This window comes from Limnohabitans radicicola (assembly GCF_014837235.1).
In the GTDB taxonomy this organism is placed as follows: Bacteria; Pseudomonadota; Gammaproteobacteria; order Burkholderiales; family Burkholderiaceae_C; genus Limnohabitans_A; species Limnohabitans_A radicicola.
Genome location: NZ_JACYFT010000001.1, coordinates 600,026 through 617,541 on the forward strand (window position 1 = coordinate 600,026; position 17,516 = coordinate 617,541).

General features: G+C 63.7%; 17 protein-coding genes. 14 read left to right on the top strand and 3 right to left on the bottom strand.

Annotation, left to right across the window (positions count from 1 at the left end; genetic code table 11):
* Positions 1-89: 89 nt before the first annotated feature.
* A complete protein-coding gene (locus IC609_RS03045) occupies positions 90-1,025 on the bottom strand; it encodes a porin (RefSeq protein WP_191817966.1) in 936 nt (311 codons plus the stop codon).
* Positions 1,026-1,353: 328 nt separating this feature from the next.
* Between IC609_RS03045 and coq7 the strand changes: the two genes are divergently transcribed.
* Entirely contained in the window at positions 1,354-1,980 is a 627-nt protein-coding gene (coq7, locus tag IC609_RS03050; protein ID WP_191817967.1) for a 2-polyprenyl-3-methyl-6-methoxy-1,4-benzoquinone monooxygenase, read from the top strand.
* Between the two features lie 25 nt (positions 1,981-2,005).
* Here the strand turns inward: coq7 and IC609_RS03055 are convergent, their stop codons facing one another.
* Positions 2,006-2,461: an OsmC family protein gene (locus IC609_RS03055; protein WP_191817968.1), complete on the bottom strand. Its 456-nt coding sequence runs from the start codon at positions 2,459-2,461 to the stop codon at positions 2,006-2,008.
* Between the two features lie 375 nt (positions 2,462-2,836).
* Between IC609_RS03055 and IC609_RS03060 the strand changes: the two genes are divergently transcribed.
* Both IC609_RS03060 and ilvA read left to right on the top strand, forming a co-directional pair.
* Entirely contained in the window at positions 2,837-5,356 is a 2,520-nt protein-coding gene (locus IC609_RS03060) for a TonB-dependent receptor plug domain-containing protein (protein WP_191817969.1), read from the top strand.
* Positions 5,357-5,429: 73 nt separating this feature from the next.
* On the top strand, positions 5,430-6,977 hold the full coding sequence (gene ilvA / locus IC609_RS03065; RefSeq protein WP_191817970.1) for a threonine ammonia-lyase, biosynthetic: 1,548 nt from the start codon (positions 5,430-5,432) through the stop codon (positions 6,975-6,977).
* Between the two features lie 16 nt (positions 6,978-6,993).
* On the opposite strand, the gene IC609_RS03070 is transcribed toward ilvA, so the two are convergent.
* Entirely contained in the window at positions 6,994-7,461 is a 468-nt protein-coding gene (locus IC609_RS03070; protein ID WP_191817971.1) for a general secretion pathway protein C, read from the bottom strand.
* Between the two features lie 77 nt (positions 7,462-7,538).
* Here IC609_RS03070 and gspG point away from each other — a divergent pair, with 77 nt between their 5' ends.
* The 11 genes from gspG to IC609_RS03125 are packed head-to-tail and all read left to right on the top strand — an operon-like array spanning position 7,539 to position 17,514.
* Complete coding sequence (gene gspG / locus IC609_RS03075) at positions 7,539-7,976, top strand: type II secretion system major pseudopilin GspG (protein ID WP_191817972.1); 438 nt, start codon at positions 7,539-7,541, stop codon at positions 7,974-7,976.
* Positions 7,951-8,415, top strand: coding sequence for a prepilin-type N-terminal cleavage/methylation domain-containing protein (locus tag IC609_RS03080; protein ID WP_191817973.1), 465 nt, complete (start codon positions 7,951-7,953; stop codon positions 8,413-8,415). Before gspG ends, IC609_RS03080 begins: the two co-directional genes overlap by 26 nt.
* The gene (gspI, locus tag IC609_RS03085) at positions 8,415-8,807 is read left to right on the top strand and encodes a type II secretion system minor pseudopilin GspI (protein WP_191817974.1); all 393 of its coding nucleotides are present in this window, start codon (positions 8,415-8,417) and stop codon (positions 8,805-8,807) included. Before IC609_RS03080 ends, gspI begins: the two co-directional genes overlap by 1 nt.
* On the top strand, positions 8,807-9,496 hold the full coding sequence (locus IC609_RS03090) for a PulJ/GspJ family protein (RefSeq protein ID WP_191817975.1): 690 nt from the start codon (positions 8,807-8,809) through the stop codon (positions 9,494-9,496). Before gspI ends, IC609_RS03090 begins: the two co-directional genes overlap by 1 nt.
* A complete protein-coding gene (gspK, locus tag IC609_RS03095) occupies positions 9,493-10,500 on the top strand; it encodes a type II secretion system minor pseudopilin GspK (protein ID WP_191817976.1) in 1,008 nt (335 codons plus the stop codon). The genes IC609_RS03090 and gspK overlap by 4 nt, the downstream gene beginning before the upstream one ends.
* Before the next feature lie 7 nt (positions 10,501-10,507).
* Entirely contained in the window at positions 10,508-11,761 is a 1,254-nt protein-coding gene (gspL, locus tag IC609_RS03100; protein ID WP_191817977.1) for a type II secretion system protein GspL, read from the top strand.
* Positions 11,758-12,324: a type II secretion system protein GspM gene (gene gspM / locus IC609_RS03105; protein WP_191817978.1), complete on the top strand. Its 567-nt coding sequence runs from the start codon at positions 11,758-11,760 to the stop codon at positions 12,322-12,324. Before gspL ends, gspM begins: the two co-directional genes overlap by 4 nt.
* A 16-nt stretch (positions 12,325-12,340) precedes the next feature.
* Positions 12,341-13,168 carry a type II secretion system protein N gene (gene gspN / locus IC609_RS03110; RefSeq protein ID WP_191817979.1) on the top strand — a complete coding sequence of 276 codons (828 nt, stop codon included), beginning with the start codon at positions 12,341-12,343 and terminating at the stop codon, positions 13,166-13,168.
* 4 nt (positions 13,169-13,172) lie between these two features.
* Entirely contained in the window at positions 13,173-15,272 is a 2,100-nt protein-coding gene (gspD, locus tag IC609_RS03115) for a type II secretion system secretin GspD (protein WP_191817980.1), read from the top strand.
* A 12-nt stretch (positions 15,273-15,284) separates the two neighbouring features.
* Complete coding sequence (locus IC609_RS03120; RefSeq protein WP_191817981.1) at positions 15,285-16,703, top strand: GspE/PulE family protein; 1,419 nt, start codon at positions 15,285-15,287, stop codon at positions 16,701-16,703.
* A 7-nt stretch (positions 16,704-16,710) separates the two neighbouring features.
* Positions 16,711-17,514 carry a MipA/OmpV family protein gene (locus IC609_RS03125; protein ID WP_191817982.1) on the top strand — a complete coding sequence of 268 codons (804 nt, stop codon included), beginning with the start codon at positions 16,711-16,713 and terminating at the stop codon, positions 17,512-17,514.
* Positions 17,515-17,516 lie beyond the last annotated feature (2 nt).

Here is a 17,516-nt window from a genome sequence, read left to right on the forward strand (position 1 = left end):
AGAATCTCCCGTGAATTTAAAAAAACCCACCGTGTTGCCACGGTGGGTTTTAATTTCTGAATCTCAAACTGTCTTACGACAGCGTGGGATTAGAAGGCGTGAGTCACACCAGCAGAGATGCGCTTGCCATTGGTAGCTGCAGCGCCATTGCCGTTGCCGTTGGCATACAGAGCGTACAGGCGGGTGCGCTTGCTCAGGCTGTAGAAGTCACCGATTTCGTAGGCGTCAGCCTTGGTGGTGTCGTTCTTGGCGTAGCCAACGAACAGGGAGTGTGCGCCGGCGGGCACGTAAGCCTTGGCAACGTAACCCTTACCCTTGGCGGAGTCGGTGTCGACATAACCCAGCATCGCGGAGAAGCTGCCGAAGTTGTAGGTGGCATTGGCACCCACGGGGCTGGTCTTCACACCAGTAGCAGAAGTCACGCTGGCGGTGGTCAGGTTGGCGGTCAGAGGACCGTTGACGTAAGCGAGACCCAGTTCGTTTTGCTTGGCCAGAGGCGTTGCCAGACCGGAAGTGTCGCCAGTCAGCTGTGTAGAAGCCTGAACGCTGAAGCCACTGAAGGCAACCGAGCGGTACTGGATCTGGTCGTTGCTGCGGGAACCCATGGCATTGAAGCCCAGGCCAGTGGCCAGAGCTGGGTCGGTGTAGGTAGAGGGCATGGTGCCGATAGAACCGTTGAAGCCAACGGTGTACTGGCGGCCCAGGCGCACTTCACCCAGGGACTTGCTGGCCAGGCTCACCCAAGACTGACGCTGGAAGGTTTGGGTTGCAGTGTTGTCGATGGTGCCAGTATCAGGCTTGAAACCAGCTTCGAATGTGAAGTTGGCAGACAGACCACCGCCCAGGTCTTCCGTACCACGGAAACCCCAACGGCTGTCTGAACCGTCAGCACCGCCGACCAATGCAGTCTTGCTGCCGTTGGTGGACTGGAAACCGATGTTGGCCAAGCCGTACAGGGTCACGGAAGATTGAGCGAAAGAAGCGGTGGCGGCCAGGGCAGCCAGAGCAATCAGTGATTTTTTCATTGCAAATTTCTCCAAGGTTTAAGAAGTGCTTGAAGTCTGAACATGTTTTCAGGACCTCTTGCCAACCCCCATTTAGGAAGTTGAGGCTATTGCACCAGACAGAAACGCCTTCGCCAAGCAAACGTCGATAAAAAAAGCTTTTTCGTTGCAATCCAGCAACACAACCGAGGGCTTACCCTTAAAAAGACACATCAAACCTTCTTTTTTCCCGTTTAACTTCAAAGAGTTATATCGATATTTTCAGTTTTCACATTGAGCCTTTGATTTGAGTCACAAGACCTGAAAAGTCATGCTTTTGTCACACTGAGCAGACGTACACTTGTGCCTCATGAACACCGACGCCCTGCTCATGGCCGCTGACAGCGCATTGCGTACGCTGTGGGCCGAACCCCACTCCAGTCGCCCCTGTCCTGTGCCCACTGCGGGCGCCCAAACGCTCCTTGAAAGCGAGCGCCGCGAAGCCGCCGCCCTCATGCGGGTCAACCATGTGGGGGAAGTGTGTGCACAGGCCCTCTATACAGGTCAGGCATTGGCTTGCCAGAGCCGGGCATTGCGCGAGAAGCTGGCCGAAGCCAGCCGCGAAGAAACCGACCACCTGGCCTGGACACTGAAGCGGCTGCGTGAATTGAACGACCGCCCTTCGCTCCTGAACCCACTCTGGTACGCCGGGGCCTTTGCCATCGGCTATGCCGCAGGCAAGCTGGGCGGCGATCAGGTCAGCCTGGGCTTTGTGGTAGAAACTGAGCACCAGGTGGAGGCCCATCTGGAGGGGCACATGGAACAGCTGCCTGCGGGCGACACCGCTTCACGCGCCATCGTGGCGCAGATGAAGGCCGATGAAATCGCGCATGCCCAGATGGCACAACGCGAAGGCGCGGTGGAGCTGCCCGCCCCCATCCAGGGCCTGATGAAAGCCGCCGCCAAGGTGATGACCACCGTGGCGCACCGGATTTAAACCCTCCCGGCTTGGGGCCAGCCGCTCAAGCGGCCACTTCCACCAGATCAAAGCCCGTGGTGATTTCCGCGGTCTTGCCCAGCATGATGCTGGCCGAGCAGTATTTGTCATGGCTCATGGCAATGGCCCGCTCCACCGCCGATGCCGGAATGCCTTTGCCTGTCACGGTGAACTGCATGTGGATTTTGGTGAACACCTTAGGATCGGTGTCAGCGCGTTCGCTCGTGAGCTTGACGCTGCAGCCGCGCACATCGTGGCGACCGCGCTTGAGAATCAGCACCACGTCGTAGGCGGTGCAACCGCCAGTACCCGCCAGCACGGTTTCCATGGGTCGGGGTGCCAGGTTCTGGCCACCATTCTCGGGCTTCGCAGCATCGGGGGCGCCGTCCATCGCAATCACGTGGCCACTGCCGGTTTCGGCCAAAAACCCCATGCCCGAACGGGTGCCTGAGGCGCCGGTCCAGCTGACTGTGCATTCCATTGTCGTTTTCCTTTGTTGTGGTGTGCCAAGGCACAGGACCCTCCCATGGGATCCATGGCCCTGACTTTACAAGTTTTTTCATTTTGAAACGCCGCAACTGCTGCAATGCAGCAATCGAGCCATTACAATTGTGAACAGTCGTGCTTTTTTGCACGAACCACTTGTCTCCTCCACCCTCTGAAAAGGTGGATTTGCCCCGATCCGCAAGGTTCGGGGCATTTTTTTGGCCCGTCAATCAAAATAAATAAAAAGAATTAATATATCCCGTCAATGACCCTCAGACGGAGATATTCCATGCGCATTTGCTCTGCCCTTGAATGCACGCCATCGCCTGGCCTGACTTTCTGCCTGCGGCTGAGCTGGTGGATGTGCCTCATGGCCTTGAACAGTTCCGCCTGGGCCCAGTACGAAATGACCGTAGTCGAGCCAGGCCGAGAACACCGGCAATTCGAACGGGTCGAGATCACAGGCTCCAGTGTGGTCAATCCACGCAGTCGGGAAGCCCTGCCTGTGCGCATTGTGGACCGCAAGGAAATCGAACGCATGGGTGTGCAAACCGTGCCTGAACTGGTGCAGGGCCTGTCGTCCATGCACTCCTTCACGGAGGCGGGAGGAACCAATATTTCAGGGCAAGGTGGCTACCGCTCGGCCGCCATCCATGGTTACGAAGCGGGAACGCTGGTCCTGATCAACGGGCGCAGACTGCCCTCATTTGCCAAGCAACGTCCGAATGTGGACCGCACGGCAGCAGACCTGTCGATGCTGCCTTTGCGCGCCATTGAGCGTGTGGAGATCCTGACCGATGGTGCCTCGTCGGTCTATGGCAGCGATGCCATCGCCGGCGTGGTCAACCTGATCACGCTGCAGCAGGCACCGGGCTTGAGTCTCACCGCCGAGAAGATGAGCACCACAGGCACAGGCGATGGCTACAGCACAGGCATCAGCTGGGGACACGGCAAGCTGGACCAGGACGGGCACGCAGCCACTTTCCACCTGGAAAGGACGCAACGCGACCCTGTGCGCATGCGCGACCGCAGCTACACCGACCTGCATGCAGGCGTCTACACCCTGGACGCTCAAGGAGCTCCGGTTTACTACGTCCCTCAAAACAGCTTCCCCAACACCGCCCCAGCGCAACGTCTTAGCACCAGCACCGATGCAACGCAGTGCCCCGGGGGACTGGATTACAGCCTGACACGGCGCAGCGGCACCAGCTGGCCCACCCCATTCCAATGCCAGACCAGCCAATTGCGGAACACCTACCTGTACCCCGGCTACAGCAGCACCAACCTCTGGTCATCGTTCGAGAAACAGACCGATGCGACCTTGACAGTGTTCTCGGAGCTTGGTGCCCAACAGCAACTGAGCGAATACCAACGCATCGTCAATGGCCGGGCCAGCAGAGTCGTGAACGGAGACACGCTGTACTACGATGCCGAAAGCTTCAATCCTGGATATGCGCGGGAAAAGCAAAACAACCACCGTTGGGTGGTGGGTGTCCGTGGCCAATGGATGGACTGGTCCTACACCTTGTCGCACACCCAGGCAGAAAACCATTTTCGGACCACCAATACGGGGGGGTTTACCACGGGCAGCAACTGGGCCACCCTGCTGAATGCATCCGAGTGGCTCCAGGATCCGGTCAGCTATTCCGATGCCACCTGGGCCAAAATCCAGGCGCGCTTTGCACCGGACACGCTGTCCCAGGAATACCGCACGCGATTGCAGGACACGCAACTGCAAGCTTCACGCACCATTGGAGAAAACCAGTGGGGCGACATCAAGTTGGGCACTTTGCTGTTCAGCAACCAGTCGTCCTTGGTCAACTCGCTGGCCAGCAACCCGGACATCTACCCGCTGCGACGCACCGACCGTGGGGGGGCGATCGAGTTGCAACTGCCCTTGTATGAGCGGCTCGAATTCGTGAGCAGCATGCGTGCCGAAAAGTACAGCGATTTTGGCAGCGTGGTGACGGGCAAAATGGGCACCAAACTCGAACTCGGCCAAAACACCCACCTGCGTGCGAGCGTGGGGACCGGGTTTCGGGCGCCGACCTTGGCCCAGACCAGCGCAGGCAACTACGCCATCTTCGCCTCCACCTCCACCACAGATTCGTACTCCTCCGGCAACCCGGACCTGAAACCGGAGAAATCCCGGCAATGGAGTCTGGGCATCCTGTCCCAGCCATCTTTGCAATGGCTGCTGGCCATGGACTTGTGGGCACTGGATGTGCGCGATGTATTTGGCGTCTGGACACAGTCACAAATTTTTGCCGATCCCGCACTGAAGGACCTTTACTACACCGCCAACTACAACAGCGCAGGCAAGGCTCGCTATGTTTTCATCCCGTTCAATCAGGGCACCATGGCGAAATCGGGCATCGATTACCAAGCCCGTTACCGCTGGCCCGTCGATCTGGGACGGATGTGGGTTGGTCTGGAAGGGACCTACAACCTCCAATCCAACCGCAGCAGTTACCCAGGTCAGGCGCCAATTTCCGATCTGGCCAACTACAACGCCAACACCGGCACGGTGACTGCACGCCACATCCTGCGCCTGACCACTTCCCTGGAAGCCCGTCAATTCGGCATCACCGCGCAACTCCACTACCACTCCGGCAACCTGGAACCCGTACCCGTTCTGGTGAACGCACAGGGCATCTCGCAGGACAGCGACGCCTACCCTCACACAGTGCATGGCCACTGGACGCTGAATGTTTCGGGCAAATACCAACTCACCCCCGCCGTGAGTCTGCGCACCCACATCAGCAACCTGACCAACCGCACACCCCCTGTGCGTTACAGCAGCCCCTACTACGGCACAACACTGGCCGACACCCGGTATGACGACTATTACGGCCGAACCGTGCGTGTGGCCATGGACATCCGATTTTGAAAAATGGCAGCAGGCTGCGCGCTATGATTCCAACAACGACCGCCACTGGCGCGGCCCTGCGCACCCTGCCGACATGACCACCTCCAAGCTCAAACCCGCCGACTACCTCAAGAAAATCCTCAACGCCCGCGTCTACGATGTGGCCACCGAATCGGCGTTCGAACCTGCCAAAGTCCTGTCGCACCGCCTGCACAACAAGGTGCTGCTCAAGCGCGAGGACCAGCAGCCCGTGTTCAGCTTCAAGCTGCGCGGGGCCTACAACAAACTGGCGCACCTCACGCCTGCACAGCTCAAAAAAGGCGTGATCTGCGCCTCGGCCGGCAACCATGCCCAGGGCGTGGCGCTGGGCGCGAGCAAGCTGGGCGCGCGCGCCGTGATCGTGATGCCCACCACCACCCCGCAGGTCAAGATCGATGCGGTCAAAGGCCTGGGCGGTGAGGTGGTGCTGTTCGGCGACAGCTATTCGGACGCCTACAACCACGCCGTCACTCTGGAAAAGAAACAGGGCCTGACCTTTGTGCACCCGTTCGACGATCCGGACGTGATCGCGGGCCAGGGCACCATCGCCATGGAGATGCTGCGCCAGCACCAGGGCCCGCTGGACGCCGTGTTCGTCGCCATTGGTGGCGGCGGCCTCATCAGTGGCGTGGCCAACTACATCAAGGCGGTGCGCCCCGAGGTCAAGGTCATCGGTGTGCAGATGAACGACTCGGACGCCATGATCCAGTCGGTGGACGCCAAAAAACGCGTGACGCTGGCCGATGTGGGCCTGTTTTCGGACGGCACCGCCGTCAAGCTGGTGGGTGAGGAAACCTTCCGCATCTCGCGCCAGCTGGTCGACGAGTACATGACGGTGGACACCGACTCGGTGTGTGCTGCCATCAAGGACATTTTTGTCGACACCCGCTCCATCGTGGAGCCAGCAGGCGCGCTGGCGGTGGCGGCCATCAAGCAATACGTGGCCCAGCACAAGACCAAAGGCCAGACTTACGCGGCCATTTTGTGCGGCGCCAACATGAACTTTGACCGCCTGCGCTTCGTGGCCGAACGCGCCGATGTGGGCGAAGAAAAGGAAGCGTTGTTTGCCGTCACCATCCCCGAGGAGCGTGGCAGCTTCAAGCGCTTTCTGGAAGTCATTGGCAACCTGCCCGGTGGCCCCCGCAACGTGACCGAGTTCAACTACCGCATGAGCGACTCGGACCAGGCCCATGTGTTCCTGGGCTTGAGCACACACGGCAAGGGTGAAAGCACCAAGATCGCGGCCAGCTTCAACAGGCACCAGTTCAAGGCCATCGACCTGACTCACGACGACCTGGCCAAAGAGCACATCCGCCACATGGTGGGCGGGCACTCGGCCCTGTCGCAAGACGAGCGGCTGCTGCGTTTCGTGTTCCCCGAGCGCCCTGGCGCTTTGCTCAAGTTTTTGAGCCTGATGCGCCCGGGCTGGAACATCTCTTTATTCCACTATCGCAACCAGGGTGCCGATTACGGCCGAATCCTGGTGGGCTTGCAGGTGCCGGCCAAAGACGACAAGGCGTTTGCTAAGTTTCTGGACACGCTGGGCTACCCGCACATCGAAGAAACGAACAACCCCGTCTACAAGCTCTTCCTGCGCAGCTGAACCGCCCGCACCGCCTTCAGGGCGCGCTGGCGGGACCCGTCATCTGCAATGCCCATTGCGCAGGCCCCGTTGGGTTCTGGCCCAACCAGGCCTGCCTTGGCGCCAGCTTTTGCAGGTACACACCCTCCTGCAAGGCTTGGCCCACGCGCCAGGCCTTGGGCGGCTGGCCATCCACGGCGATGAGCGCGCTGCCCCGGCCTGATGCGGCAGAAATCACGCCCACGAGCTGAAAACGGCTGGACTCGGCCGCCACCACGGGCTGAGGCTGCGCCTGGCCCAAGGCCCGCGCCATGTGCGTTGTATCGGCCGTTGGCATGGCTGCAGGCGCTGCCACGGCAGGCAACACCCCCGCCGATTCACGCGGGAAATGCAGCACCCAGAACGCCACCCCTGCCGCCACGGCAAACCACAGCAAGGCCGTGACCAGGGCAAGCGCCAGCCGGGCGAAAGGTACAGACCGGAATACGACTTGGGAACGCAACATGCAAAGATTATGATCGAAGCACACAGGCTTGACGGCCTGTCGCCGATCTGTACCGGCCCCGTCCAAAGAAAGAATCCATGCGTGCTTTGAAAACCCGACCCCAGCGCCGCCAGCGCGGCTTCACCCTGATCGAGCTGATGGTGGTGCTGGCCATCATCGGCGTGCTGGCCGCCATGATCGTGCCCAATGTGCTGGGCCGTGCCGACGACGCCCGAGTCACCGCCGCACGCACCGACGTGAGCAACCTGATGCAGGCACTCAAGCTCTACAAACTCGACAACCAGCGCTACCCCAGCCCCGAGCAAGGCTTGCAGGCCCTGGTCGCCAAACCTGTGAGCGAGCCCGTGCCCGTCAACTGGAAGCCCTACCTCGACAAGTTGCCCAACGACCCTTGGGGGCGCCCCTACCAATACCTGAGCCCCGGCATCAAGGGCGAGGTGGATGTGCTCTCATTTGGCGCAGACGGTCAGTCCGGCGGCGAGGGCCGCAATGCCGACATTGGCAGCTGGCAGTAAGCGCCCCCGTGGCGATGGCGGCTTCACTTTGCTGGAGCTGCTGGTGGTGGTGGCCCTGATCGCCATCGCCACTGCCGGGGCCAGTCTGGCATTGCGTGACAGCGCAGACGGCGCGCTGGACCGTGACGCCCAGCGCCTGGCCGCCTTGCTGGAAACCGCCCGGGCCCAGGCCCGCGCCAGTGAGCTCACGGTGGTCTGGCGCACACAAGCCGCAGGTTTTGTCTTCGAAGGCCTGCCACCTCCGGGCTTGCCCCGCCAATGGCTGGCCCCCACCACGTTTGCCCACGCTACCCCGGTGCTGCTGGGGCCAGAGCCCTTGATCCCGCCGCAGGCGATCGCACTGTCGAGCACCACCCGGCCTGATCGGCGCCTGTGGGTGGTGACCGATGGCCTGCGGCCGTTCACAGTGCAAAACAGCCCCACGATGGAGACGCGGTGATGAAGCGCGCTGCTGCAGGAGCCAGGCCCCAGTCGCAATTCGCTGCACCAGGCTTCACCCTGATTGAAGTGCTGGTCGCCCTCAGCATCGTCGCCGTGGCCTTGCTGGCCGGGCTCAAAGCCACAGGATCGCTCAGCCGCAATGCCGAGCGGCAAAACATCAGCATGCTTGGCCAGATTTGCGCGGAAAACGAGCTGATTCGCCTGCGGCTGCGCAGACAGCTGCCCGACACGGGCAACAGCCAGATCGACTGCCCCCAGGCCGACCGCATGTTGCAAGTGAACCTGTCGGTGCGCCCCACGCCCAACCCCAATTTCAGGCGCGTGGACGCCCGGGTGCTGGAGCAGGGCCAGTACGTGCTGCAACTGTCCACCGTCATGGGGCGCAACTGATGGGCCGCTCCCACAGCCATTGGCAACGAGGCTTCACCCTGATCGAGGTCCTGGTGGCCATCAGCATCATGGCGCTCATGGCGCTCATGGCCTGGCGCGGCATCGACAGCATGCTGCGCACCCAATCGGGCCTGCAGCAGCGGGCCGACCAGATCCGCACCCTGCAAGCGGGCCTGGCACAGTGGCAAACCGACCTCAACCAACTCGCCGAGCTGCCAGGCACCCCCAGCTGGGACTGGGACGGCAAAGTGCTGCGGCTCACGCGCCGGGCAGTGCAAGCCGCTGACGGTGTGCAGGTGGTCGGCTGGACCTGGCGCAGCAACCCGGCCCGCCCCGGTGGCGGCGACTGGCAGCGCTGGCAATCCGCCCCCGTGCAAACCACTTCGGCCTGGCAAAACGCCTGGCAAATGGCCCAGGTCTGGAGCCAAACCCCCACCGCAGAAGCCCTGCAGGGCCAGGTGCAGGTCCACCCCCTGTCGGGCTGGCAACTGTTGGTACACCGAGGCGGCAACTGGACCAACCCCTTGTCGAGCGATGCGGTCAGCGCCAACAAAGCCGATACCCCCGCTGTGGTGGGCACGGTGCCTGACGGCGTGCGGCTCATACTGAACCTGCCTGGCACCACCCCCGTGACCGGCACGCTCACGCTCGACTGGATACGCCCCAACCTGTCGGGAGGCCCGGGATGAAACGCGGCCATCCCTCTCAGCAAGGCGCCGCCTTGCTCAGCGCCATGGTGGTCGTGGCGCTGGTGGCCACGCTCGCCTCTGCGGCGCTGTGGCAGCAGTGGCGTCAGGTCGAGATCGAAACGGCCGAACGCGGCCGCAGCCAGACGCAGTGGATGATGACCGGGGCACTCGACTGGACACGCCTGATCCTGCGCGAAGACGCCCTGTCAGGACCGGACAAAAACGTGGACCACCTGGGCGAGCCCTGGGCGCTGCCCGTGCAGGAGTCCAAGTTGTCGACTTTCCTGTCGCAAGACCAACAGTGGCGCGAAGGCGATTCAGAAGTCTTTTTGTCCGGCCAGATCACCGATGCGCAATCGCGCATGAACGTGATGAACCTGATCGAGGATGGCCGTGTCTCGCCCGAGGCCTTGGCCCGCTTTGCCAAACTGTTCCAACGTCTGGACCTGCCAGCCGCACAACTGGCTGAGCTGGCCGCCCGTTTGCAGCAAGCCACCGCACGCATCACCCCGAACGCAACACGCCCAGTGAGTCCAGCCGATGCCCCCTTGATGCCCCAGCAAACCAGCCAGCTGGTCTGGCTGGGCCTGAGCGCAGACACCCTGGGGGTTCTTGCGCCCCACATCACTGTGCTGCCCGTACCCACGCCCGTCAACCTCAACACCGCCTCGGCCACCGTGCTCGAAGCCATGGTGCCCGGACTGGACGCAGGTGGTGCACGGCAGTGGGTGCGCCAGCGCGAACGGGGCCACTGGGCCACGCTGGATGCAGCACGTCTGGCTCTGGGGCCATCAGGCCAGGGGATCGACGCCAAAGTCCACTCGGTGAGCAGCCAATTCTTTGAGGTGCGGGGCCGCATGCGCATTGACCAGGTCGTGCAAGAAGAGCTGGCGATGGTGCAGCGTGACACGGGCCAGGTGCGCATGCTCTGGCGTGTGCGCTCAAGCACTCGCCATGCAGCAGACGAAACCGCACCGACCAGCGCCTCGCGCGCCCTACAATGAATCTCTGATGCGCACCCTGATCGTCCAACTGCCCCTCTCGCCCGCCAGCGCGGCTGTGGCCTACCCCCACGCCTGGGTCCATACCCCTGCCACCGCGGGTCGCATGGCGGTGCATTGGGCCCAGGCCGCCTTGCTGCCCACCGCCGAGCGGGGCAGTGAAGTCGTCTTGATGGTGCCCGCACAGGCCCTGTCCTGGCAGCAGCTGGAGCTGCCCGCGGGCTTGCACAAACAACCTTCGCGGGTGCTCGCGGCATTGCAAGGCGTGCTCGAAGACCGCTTGCTGGCCGACCCGGCCAGCCTGCACCTGGCCCTGCAAACCGACTGGGCGGACACCGCCCGCCCCTGGGTCGCGGCCTGCGACAAGGCCTGGCTGTCAGGGCATTTGCAGGCGCTCGAAGCCGCAGGGCTGACGGTGCACCGCATCGTGCCGGAGGTCTCGCCCAACACCGACGCCTTGCACGTGCTGGCACTGGGCGACACCGAATCGGGTTGGCTCTGGTTCAGCCACAAAGAGCGTGGTGTCTGGGGCAGCCCGATCAAGTCGGTGCAGGCCAGCGACTGGCCCGCCTGGCTGGGCCCATTGGACGATGCAATCCCCTTGCAAGCCATGGCTGAGCCGGCTTTGGCCAGCTGGCTGAGTGACCGACTCAGCGACCGCCCAGGCCCCCCCGCACAACTGCTGCAACCCCAGCAGCATTGGCTGCAGGCGCTGGTCAGCGACTGGGACCTCGCGCAATTCGATTTGCAAACCCACACGCATGCGCGGCGGCTCAAGTCCTTGCAGAAGTTCGCCAATGCGCTGTGGACGACCCCTGCATGGCGGCCCGCCCGCTGGGGCCTGGCCCTGCTCGTGCTCACCCAGTTGGTCGGGCTCAACGCCTGGGCCTGGAAGACCCGCGCCGACTGGCAAGCCCAGCGGCAGGCCATGACGCGTATCCTGCAAGAGACATTCCCCAAAACCACGGTGGTGGTCGATGCCCCCTTGCAGATGGCGCGCGAAGTCGCCCGTCTGCGCCAAGGCTCGGGGCAACTCGCCCCGCATGACCTGGAGAGCGTGCTGTCCGCACTCGGCCAGGCCCTGCCGCCAGGCATGAGCGCCCCCACGCAACTGGTGTTTCAGCCCGGTCAATTGCAAGTGCAGGGCTTGACGCTCACCGCCGTTCAACAACAAAGCATCGAGCAGGCCCTGCAACGCCAGGGTTACCGCTGGCGCGCCGAAGACGGGGGCGGTGTGATCACAGTCCCAGGGAACACGCCATGAACCCCACCACACCGACTTCGCACCCGGCACGGGCCGCCGTGCTGGCTTTCTGGGCAGCCCGTCCACCCCGTGAGCGCCTGTTGCTGGTGCTGGCCGCCGTGGTCATGGGGTCCGCCCTGCTCTGGCAAATCGCCATCGCCCCGGCCCTGCAGACCTGGCGTGAAGCCCCCAGCCAACAAGCCGCACTCGATGCCCAGACCGCGCAAATGCTGCAATGGCAGGCGCAGGCCAAAGGCCTGCAGACGACCGCCCCCTTGTCGCGTACAGCGGCGCTGCAACAGCTTGAAAGCAGCGCAGCCCAGTGGCTGGGTCCGGACGCCCGTGTGAGCCTGCAAGGCGAGCAGGTGCGCATCACCCTCAAAGCCGCCCCGGCCGACGGCCTGTCGCGCTGGCTGGAGCAAGCCCGCAGCCAGGCACAAGCCCTGCCGGTTCAGGCACAGCTGCAACGCAGCACCTCGGCACCCAGCGCCCCCTCTGCATGGCCTGCGCCAAATGCAGCACCCCAGCCCACGCAGGCCGCCGCTGGCACCTGGAGTGGCTCCCTGGTGCTGGGCTTGCGCTGAACACCCTCTGCACACCATGACGACCCACCTGCCCCGCCGCACCGCCGTTGCCCCGCAAGGGGTTTGGCGCTGGGCGGTTGGGGGCGTGTTGCTGGGCGCCTTGGCAGCCACTGGGTGCTGGGCACCTGCACGCTGGCTGACTTGGGGCCTGAGCGAAGCCAGTCAAGGGCGTGTCTTGCTGCAAGCGCCGCGTGGCACGGTCTGGCAAGGCTCGGCCCAACTGGGCCTGAGCGGCGGCGCAGGCAGCCGCGACCTGCAAGCCCTGCCCGGACGACTGTCGTGGACGCTCGGCCCGAGCACACAAGGTTTGGGCCTGGCATTCACCCTGCACGCCGACTGCTGCATGCATGAGCCCCTGCAACTGCAACTGACGACCCGCCTGGGGCAATGGGTCCTGCGACTGGGCCAACACCAGTCGATGTGGCCCGCCGGACTGCTCAGCGGTCTGGGTGCGCCCTGGAACACCCTGCAACCCGAAGGCCAGCTGCAGCTGCGCACCGATGCCCTGCAACTGCAATGGTCCGCGGGCCGGCTGCAGTGGCAAGGCCTGGCCGAACTCACGGCACGCGACATGTCATCGCGCCTGTCCACGCTGCGCCCCATGGGCAGTTACCAAATCCAGGTCACAGGTGCCGCTGACGGCGCATTCACCGCCACCCCACAGGTGCAGCTGAGCACCTTGTCGGGCGCCCTGCACTTGAAGGGACAAGGCCAATGGCTGGGCGAGCGTCTGCGCTTCACGGGCGAAGCCTCGGCCGCCGAGGGGCAGGAAGACAACCTGTCCAATCTTCTGAACATCATTGGCCGCCGTGATGGCACGCGCAGCCTGCTTTCTCTGGGATGAACCCATGCACACCTCTCGCCTTCACCCGATCCTTGGCCTGAGCGCCCTGGCCCTGGCCTGCACACTGAGCGCTGGCCTGGCCAGCGCGCAAACCGCTGCCGATGGCAAAACCGCCGTGCGCGCGGGTGAGCAGGTGGTGCTCAATTTCGTCAATGCCGACATCGAAGCCGTGGCCCGCACCGTGGCCACCCTGTCCGGGCACAACGTGGTGGTGGACCCCCGGGTCAAAGGCACCATGACGCTGTCGAGCACGGTGGCGGTGGCACCCGCACAGGCGCTGCGCCTGTTTGGCGCCCAGCTGCGCACGCAGGGCTTTGCGCTGGTGGAGTCTTCGGGCCTGTACACCGTGGTGCCCGAAGCCGAGGCCAAGCTGCAAAGCGGTCCGGTCTCCGCCGGGGCCGTGCCTGCAGGCAGCGGGCAGGTGGTCACCCAAATCTTCCGCCTCAACCACGAGTCCGCCAGCAACCTGGTGCCCGTGCTGCGCCCGCTCATCAGCCCCAACAACACCATCAACATCACCCCCGGCACCAACGCGCTGGTGATCACTGACTACGCCGACAACCTGCAACGCCTGTCGCGCATCGTGGCCGCGCTGGACGTGGCCAACGCCAGCGGGGTCGAAGTCATCCGGCTCAAGCATGGCATCGCCAGCGACATGGCGGCCATGGTGCAGCGCCTGGTGGACTCGGGTGCAGCAGCCACAGCGGCAGCCCCGGGTCAAACCGACAGCGGTTTCCGCACCACCGTGCTGGCCGAGGTGCGCACCAATGCGCTGATCGTGCGTGCGGCCAACCCGGCGCGCACGGCCCTGGTGCGCTCGCTCATCGAGCAACTCGACCAGCCCAGCGCCACGGGCGCAAGTGCGGCCAGCGGCAACATCCATGTGGTCTACCTGAAAAACGCCGACGCCACCAAGCTGGCGACCACACTGCGCGCGGCCATGGCGGCCAGCGGCAGCACGGCCAACACCGCCCTGACGGGGGCATCTGCAGTGAACACCCCCCCCATGACGGGTGCCGCTGCCGGCACCCCTGCAGGCGCCAGTGCCTCGGTCCAACCCTCCACAGGGGGCCAGATCCAGGCCGACCCGGCCACCAATGCCTTGATCATCACCGCGCCTGAACCGCAGTACCGCCAGCTGCGTGAAGTCATCGACAAACTCGACCAGCGCCGCGCGCAAGTCTATGTGGAGAGCCTGATCGCCGAAGTCAGCGCCGACAAGGCGGCCGAGTTTGGCGTGCAGTGGATGAGCGGCACAGGCACCACCACCGGCAAAGGCACGGTGGGCCTGCTGGGCACCAACTTCTCTGTGGGCGGCACCAATTTGCTGACGCTCGGCGCTGCCGCGGCCAACGGCAATTACACCGCCTCCACGGGTCTGAACCTGGCCGTCGGTCAGCAACGCAACGGTGCACTGGCGCTGGGAGCGCTTGCGCGCTTTTTGCAATCCAGCGGCGACGGCAATGTGCTGTCCACACCCAACCTGCTGACGCTGGACAACGAAGAAGCCAAGATCGTGATCGGCCAGAACGTGCCTTTTGTGACCGGGTCCTATGCCGCAGCCACGGCAGGCACCACCAACCCGTTCACAACCGTTGAACGCAAGGACGTGGGCTTGACGCTCAAGGTCAAGCCCCAGATCAGCGAGAACGGCACGGTGAAGATGCAGATCTTCCAGGAGGTCAGCAGCGTGGTGACCGCCTCCATCGACTCCAAGAACGGCCCGATCACCAACAAGCGCTCCATCGAATCGAATGTGCTGGTCGAAGACGGCTCCATCGTGGTGCTCGGCGGCTTGCTGCAGGACGACGCCACTGCCAGCCAGGAAAAAGTGCCGGGCATGGGCGACATCCCGCTGTTTGGCAACCTGTTCAAGGCCGAAACCCGTACCCGCAAGAAAACCAACCTGATGGTCTTCCTGCGCCCGGTGGTGGTGCGCGATGGCGCAGCCACCGAAGCCCTGTCGCTGGGCCGTTACGAGCAAATGCGCCTGACCCAGCAAGGCATCCAGCCTGTGAACGGTGCCCCGTCTGTGCAGGGCTCGGCGGTGCTGCCCGAGCTGCAAGCGACGCCCGTCAAGACACCGCCCGCTGCCAAGCCCTGAAGGCACTGCACGATGCGCTACCCCCTGCCTTACGCCTTTGCCCGCGACCACGGCCTGCTGCTCGAGGACGATGGCCAGCATCTGACCCTGTGGCTCAGCCCCGACAGCCAGCGCCAGGCGCTGTCCGAAGTCTCGCGCCAGTTCGGCCACCTGCACCCTGAGCGGCACCTGAACTGGCTCACCCAGGACACCGCCAGCCTGCGCCAGCGCATCCAGCAGGCCTATTCGGGCAGCCAGGCGCAAGGCGGCTCCAGTGCGGCCGATGTGGTGAGCGAAGTGGAGTCCGAAGCCGACCTCTCGCGCATGATGCAGGAATTGCCAGCAGTAGAAGACCTGCTCGAAGCCAGTGACGATGCGCCTATCATCCGCATGCTCAACGCCTTGCTGACGCAGGCCACGCGCGACGGCGCCAGCGACATCCACATCGAACCCTACGAGCGCCATTCGAGTGTGCGCTTTCGCATCGATGGCGGCTTGCGCGAGGTGGTACAACCAAACCGGGCGCTGCATGCCGCACTGATCTCGCGCCTGAAGATCATGGCCGAACTCGACATCGCCGAAAAACGTTTGCCCCAGGACGGCCGCATCAGCCTGCGCCTGGGCAGCCGTGCCGTCGATGTGCGGGTGTCCACCTTGCCCAGCGCCCATGGTGAGCGCGCCGTGTTGCGCCTGCTCGACAAAAGCGAGGCACGCCTCACCCTTGAAGCCGTGGGCATGCAAGGCCGTGTGCTGCAGCACGTCGAACAGCTGATCGCCCAACCGCACGGCATCTTGCTGGTGACCGGGCCCACGGGCTCGGGCAAAACCACCAGCCTGTACGCTGCGTTGCAAAGGCTCGACGCCAGCCGCAGCAACATCATGACGGTGGAAGATCCGATCGAGTACGAGCTGCCCGGCGTGGGCCAGACGCAGGTCAATGCCAAGATCGACCTGACCTTTGCCAAGGCACTGCGCGCCATCCTGCGGCAAGACCCGGACGTGATCATGATCGGCGAGATCCGCGACTTCGAGACCGCGCAGATCGCCATCCAGGCTTCGCTCACTGGCCACTTGGTGCTGGCCACGCTGCACACCAACGACGCCGCCAGCGCCGTGACGCGTCTGACCGACATGGGCGTGGAGCCGTTCTTGCTGAGTTCATCGCTGCTGGGTGTGCTGGCGCAGCGTCTGGTGCGCAAACGCTGCGCCGACTGCGGCGGTGCGGGTTGCGAACACTGCGGGCACACCGGCTACGCAGGACGCACGGGCATTTTTGAACTGCTGGTCGCCAGCGACGAGATCCGCAGCCAGATCCACAAACGCGCGGCCGAATCCGATTTGCGGGCCACCGCCCTGGCCCAGGGCATGGTGCTGATGCGCGACGACGGCCAGCGTCTGGTCGATGCGGGCATCACCAGCGCCGAAGAGTTGCTGCGCGTGACGCGCGACTGAAGAGCCCATGCACACCGTCCGCTCGGCCTCCGTTTTGTGCATTGCCTGGTGCTGCACTTGGGGGATAACGGGCGTGGCATGGGCACAGGACAAAGCCATTCAACCGCCGACCGAGGCCCCTGCCCCCACTTGGAATTACAGCCTGGGCTTGCGCTGGCATGCCGACGACCTGAGGCACCCGGGTCTGCGCTTCGGCCCCATGCTGGGTTTGCAATATGGCCGCTGGCGACTGGGTCCTGTCGACGGCGAAAACTGGCACCGTTTTGGCCAGGTGCAACAAGACAACAGCCTGACCTACGACTGGTTGCGCATACACAACCTGCGCACTTCGCTGTCAGCAAGCATCCAGAACCTGGAGCGGGACTCCTCGCTCGACAGCGTTCGCTCAGGCAAAAAAACCCTGCAGGCCAAAGCCAGCATGGATTATTTTTTGCCCAACCGCTGGAGCATCGGCATGATCGTCACCCACGACATGCTGGACAAAGGTGGCGGCACAGCGCTCTCGCCCAACTGGACCTACCGCGAGCCCCTGAGTGACAACGCCACCTTGTTGTTCAGCCAGTCGATCACCTGGGGCACAGCGTCTTATTGGCAGACCCGCCAGCAGCGCGCGCCCGACTTGCCCGCCCACCAAGGCGCCGGCCTGGGGCACTGGGACACCTCCTTGACCTACCGTTACCGATTCCAACCGCACTGGGTCTTCTTCAGCCAGGCGGGCATGGGTCGGGCCATCCGCCCTGTGCTTGCCGCCGAGCTCTCACCCACCTTCATCTACAGCGCACAATTGGGTGTGATTTATTTCAGCCGTTGACC

Coding starts and splice junctions, on each gene's coding strand:
- IC609_RS03045 (WP_191817966.1), bottom strand. CDS start 1,025: ATGAAAAAATCACTGATTGCTCTGGCTGCCCTGGCCGCCACCGCTTCT.
- coq7 (WP_191817967.1), top strand. CDS start 1,354: ATGAACACCGACGCCCTGCTCATGGCCGCTGACAGCGCATTGCGTACG.
- IC609_RS03055 (WP_191817968.1), bottom strand. CDS start 2,461: ATGGAATGCACAGTCAGCTGGACCGGCGCCTCAGGCACCCGTTCGGGC.
- IC609_RS03060 (WP_191817969.1), top strand. CDS start 2,837: ATGGCCTTGAACAGTTCCGCCTGGGCCCAGTACGAAATGACCGTAGTC.
- ilvA (WP_191817970.1), top strand. CDS start 5,430: ATGACCACCTCCAAGCTCAAACCCGCCGACTACCTCAAGAAAATCCTC.
- IC609_RS03070 (WP_191817971.1), bottom strand. CDS start 7,461: ATGTTGCGTTCCCAAGTCGTATTCCGGTCTGTACCTTTCGCCCGGCTG.
- gspG (WP_191817972.1), top strand. CDS start 7,539: ATGCGTGCTTTGAAAACCCGACCCCAGCGCCGCCAGCGCGGCTTCACC.
- IC609_RS03080 (WP_191817973.1), top strand. CDS start 7,951: ATGCCGACATTGGCAGCTGGCAGTAAGCGCCCCCGTGGCGATGGCGGC.
- gspI (WP_191817974.1), top strand. CDS start 8,415: ATGAAGCGCGCTGCTGCAGGAGCCAGGCCCCAGTCGCAATTCGCTGCA.
- IC609_RS03090 (WP_191817975.1), top strand. CDS start 8,807: ATGGGCCGCTCCCACAGCCATTGGCAACGAGGCTTCACCCTGATCGAG.
- gspK (WP_191817976.1), top strand. CDS start 9,493: ATGAAACGCGGCCATCCCTCTCAGCAAGGCGCCGCCTTGCTCAGCGCC.
- gspL (WP_191817977.1), top strand. CDS start 10,508: ATGCGCACCCTGATCGTCCAACTGCCCCTCTCGCCCGCCAGCGCGGCT.
- gspM (WP_191817978.1), top strand. CDS start 11,758: ATGAACCCCACCACACCGACTTCGCACCCGGCACGGGCCGCCGTGCTG.
- gspN (WP_191817979.1), top strand. CDS start 12,341: ATGACGACCCACCTGCCCCGCCGCACCGCCGTTGCCCCGCAAGGGGTT.
- gspD (WP_191817980.1), top strand. CDS start 13,173: ATGCACACCTCTCGCCTTCACCCGATCCTTGGCCTGAGCGCCCTGGCC.
- IC609_RS03120 (WP_191817981.1), top strand. CDS start 15,285: ATGCGCTACCCCCTGCCTTACGCCTTTGCCCGCGACCACGGCCTGCTG.
- IC609_RS03125 (WP_191817982.1), top strand. CDS start 16,711: ATGCACACCGTCCGCTCGGCCTCCGTTTTGTGCATTGCCTGGTGCTGC.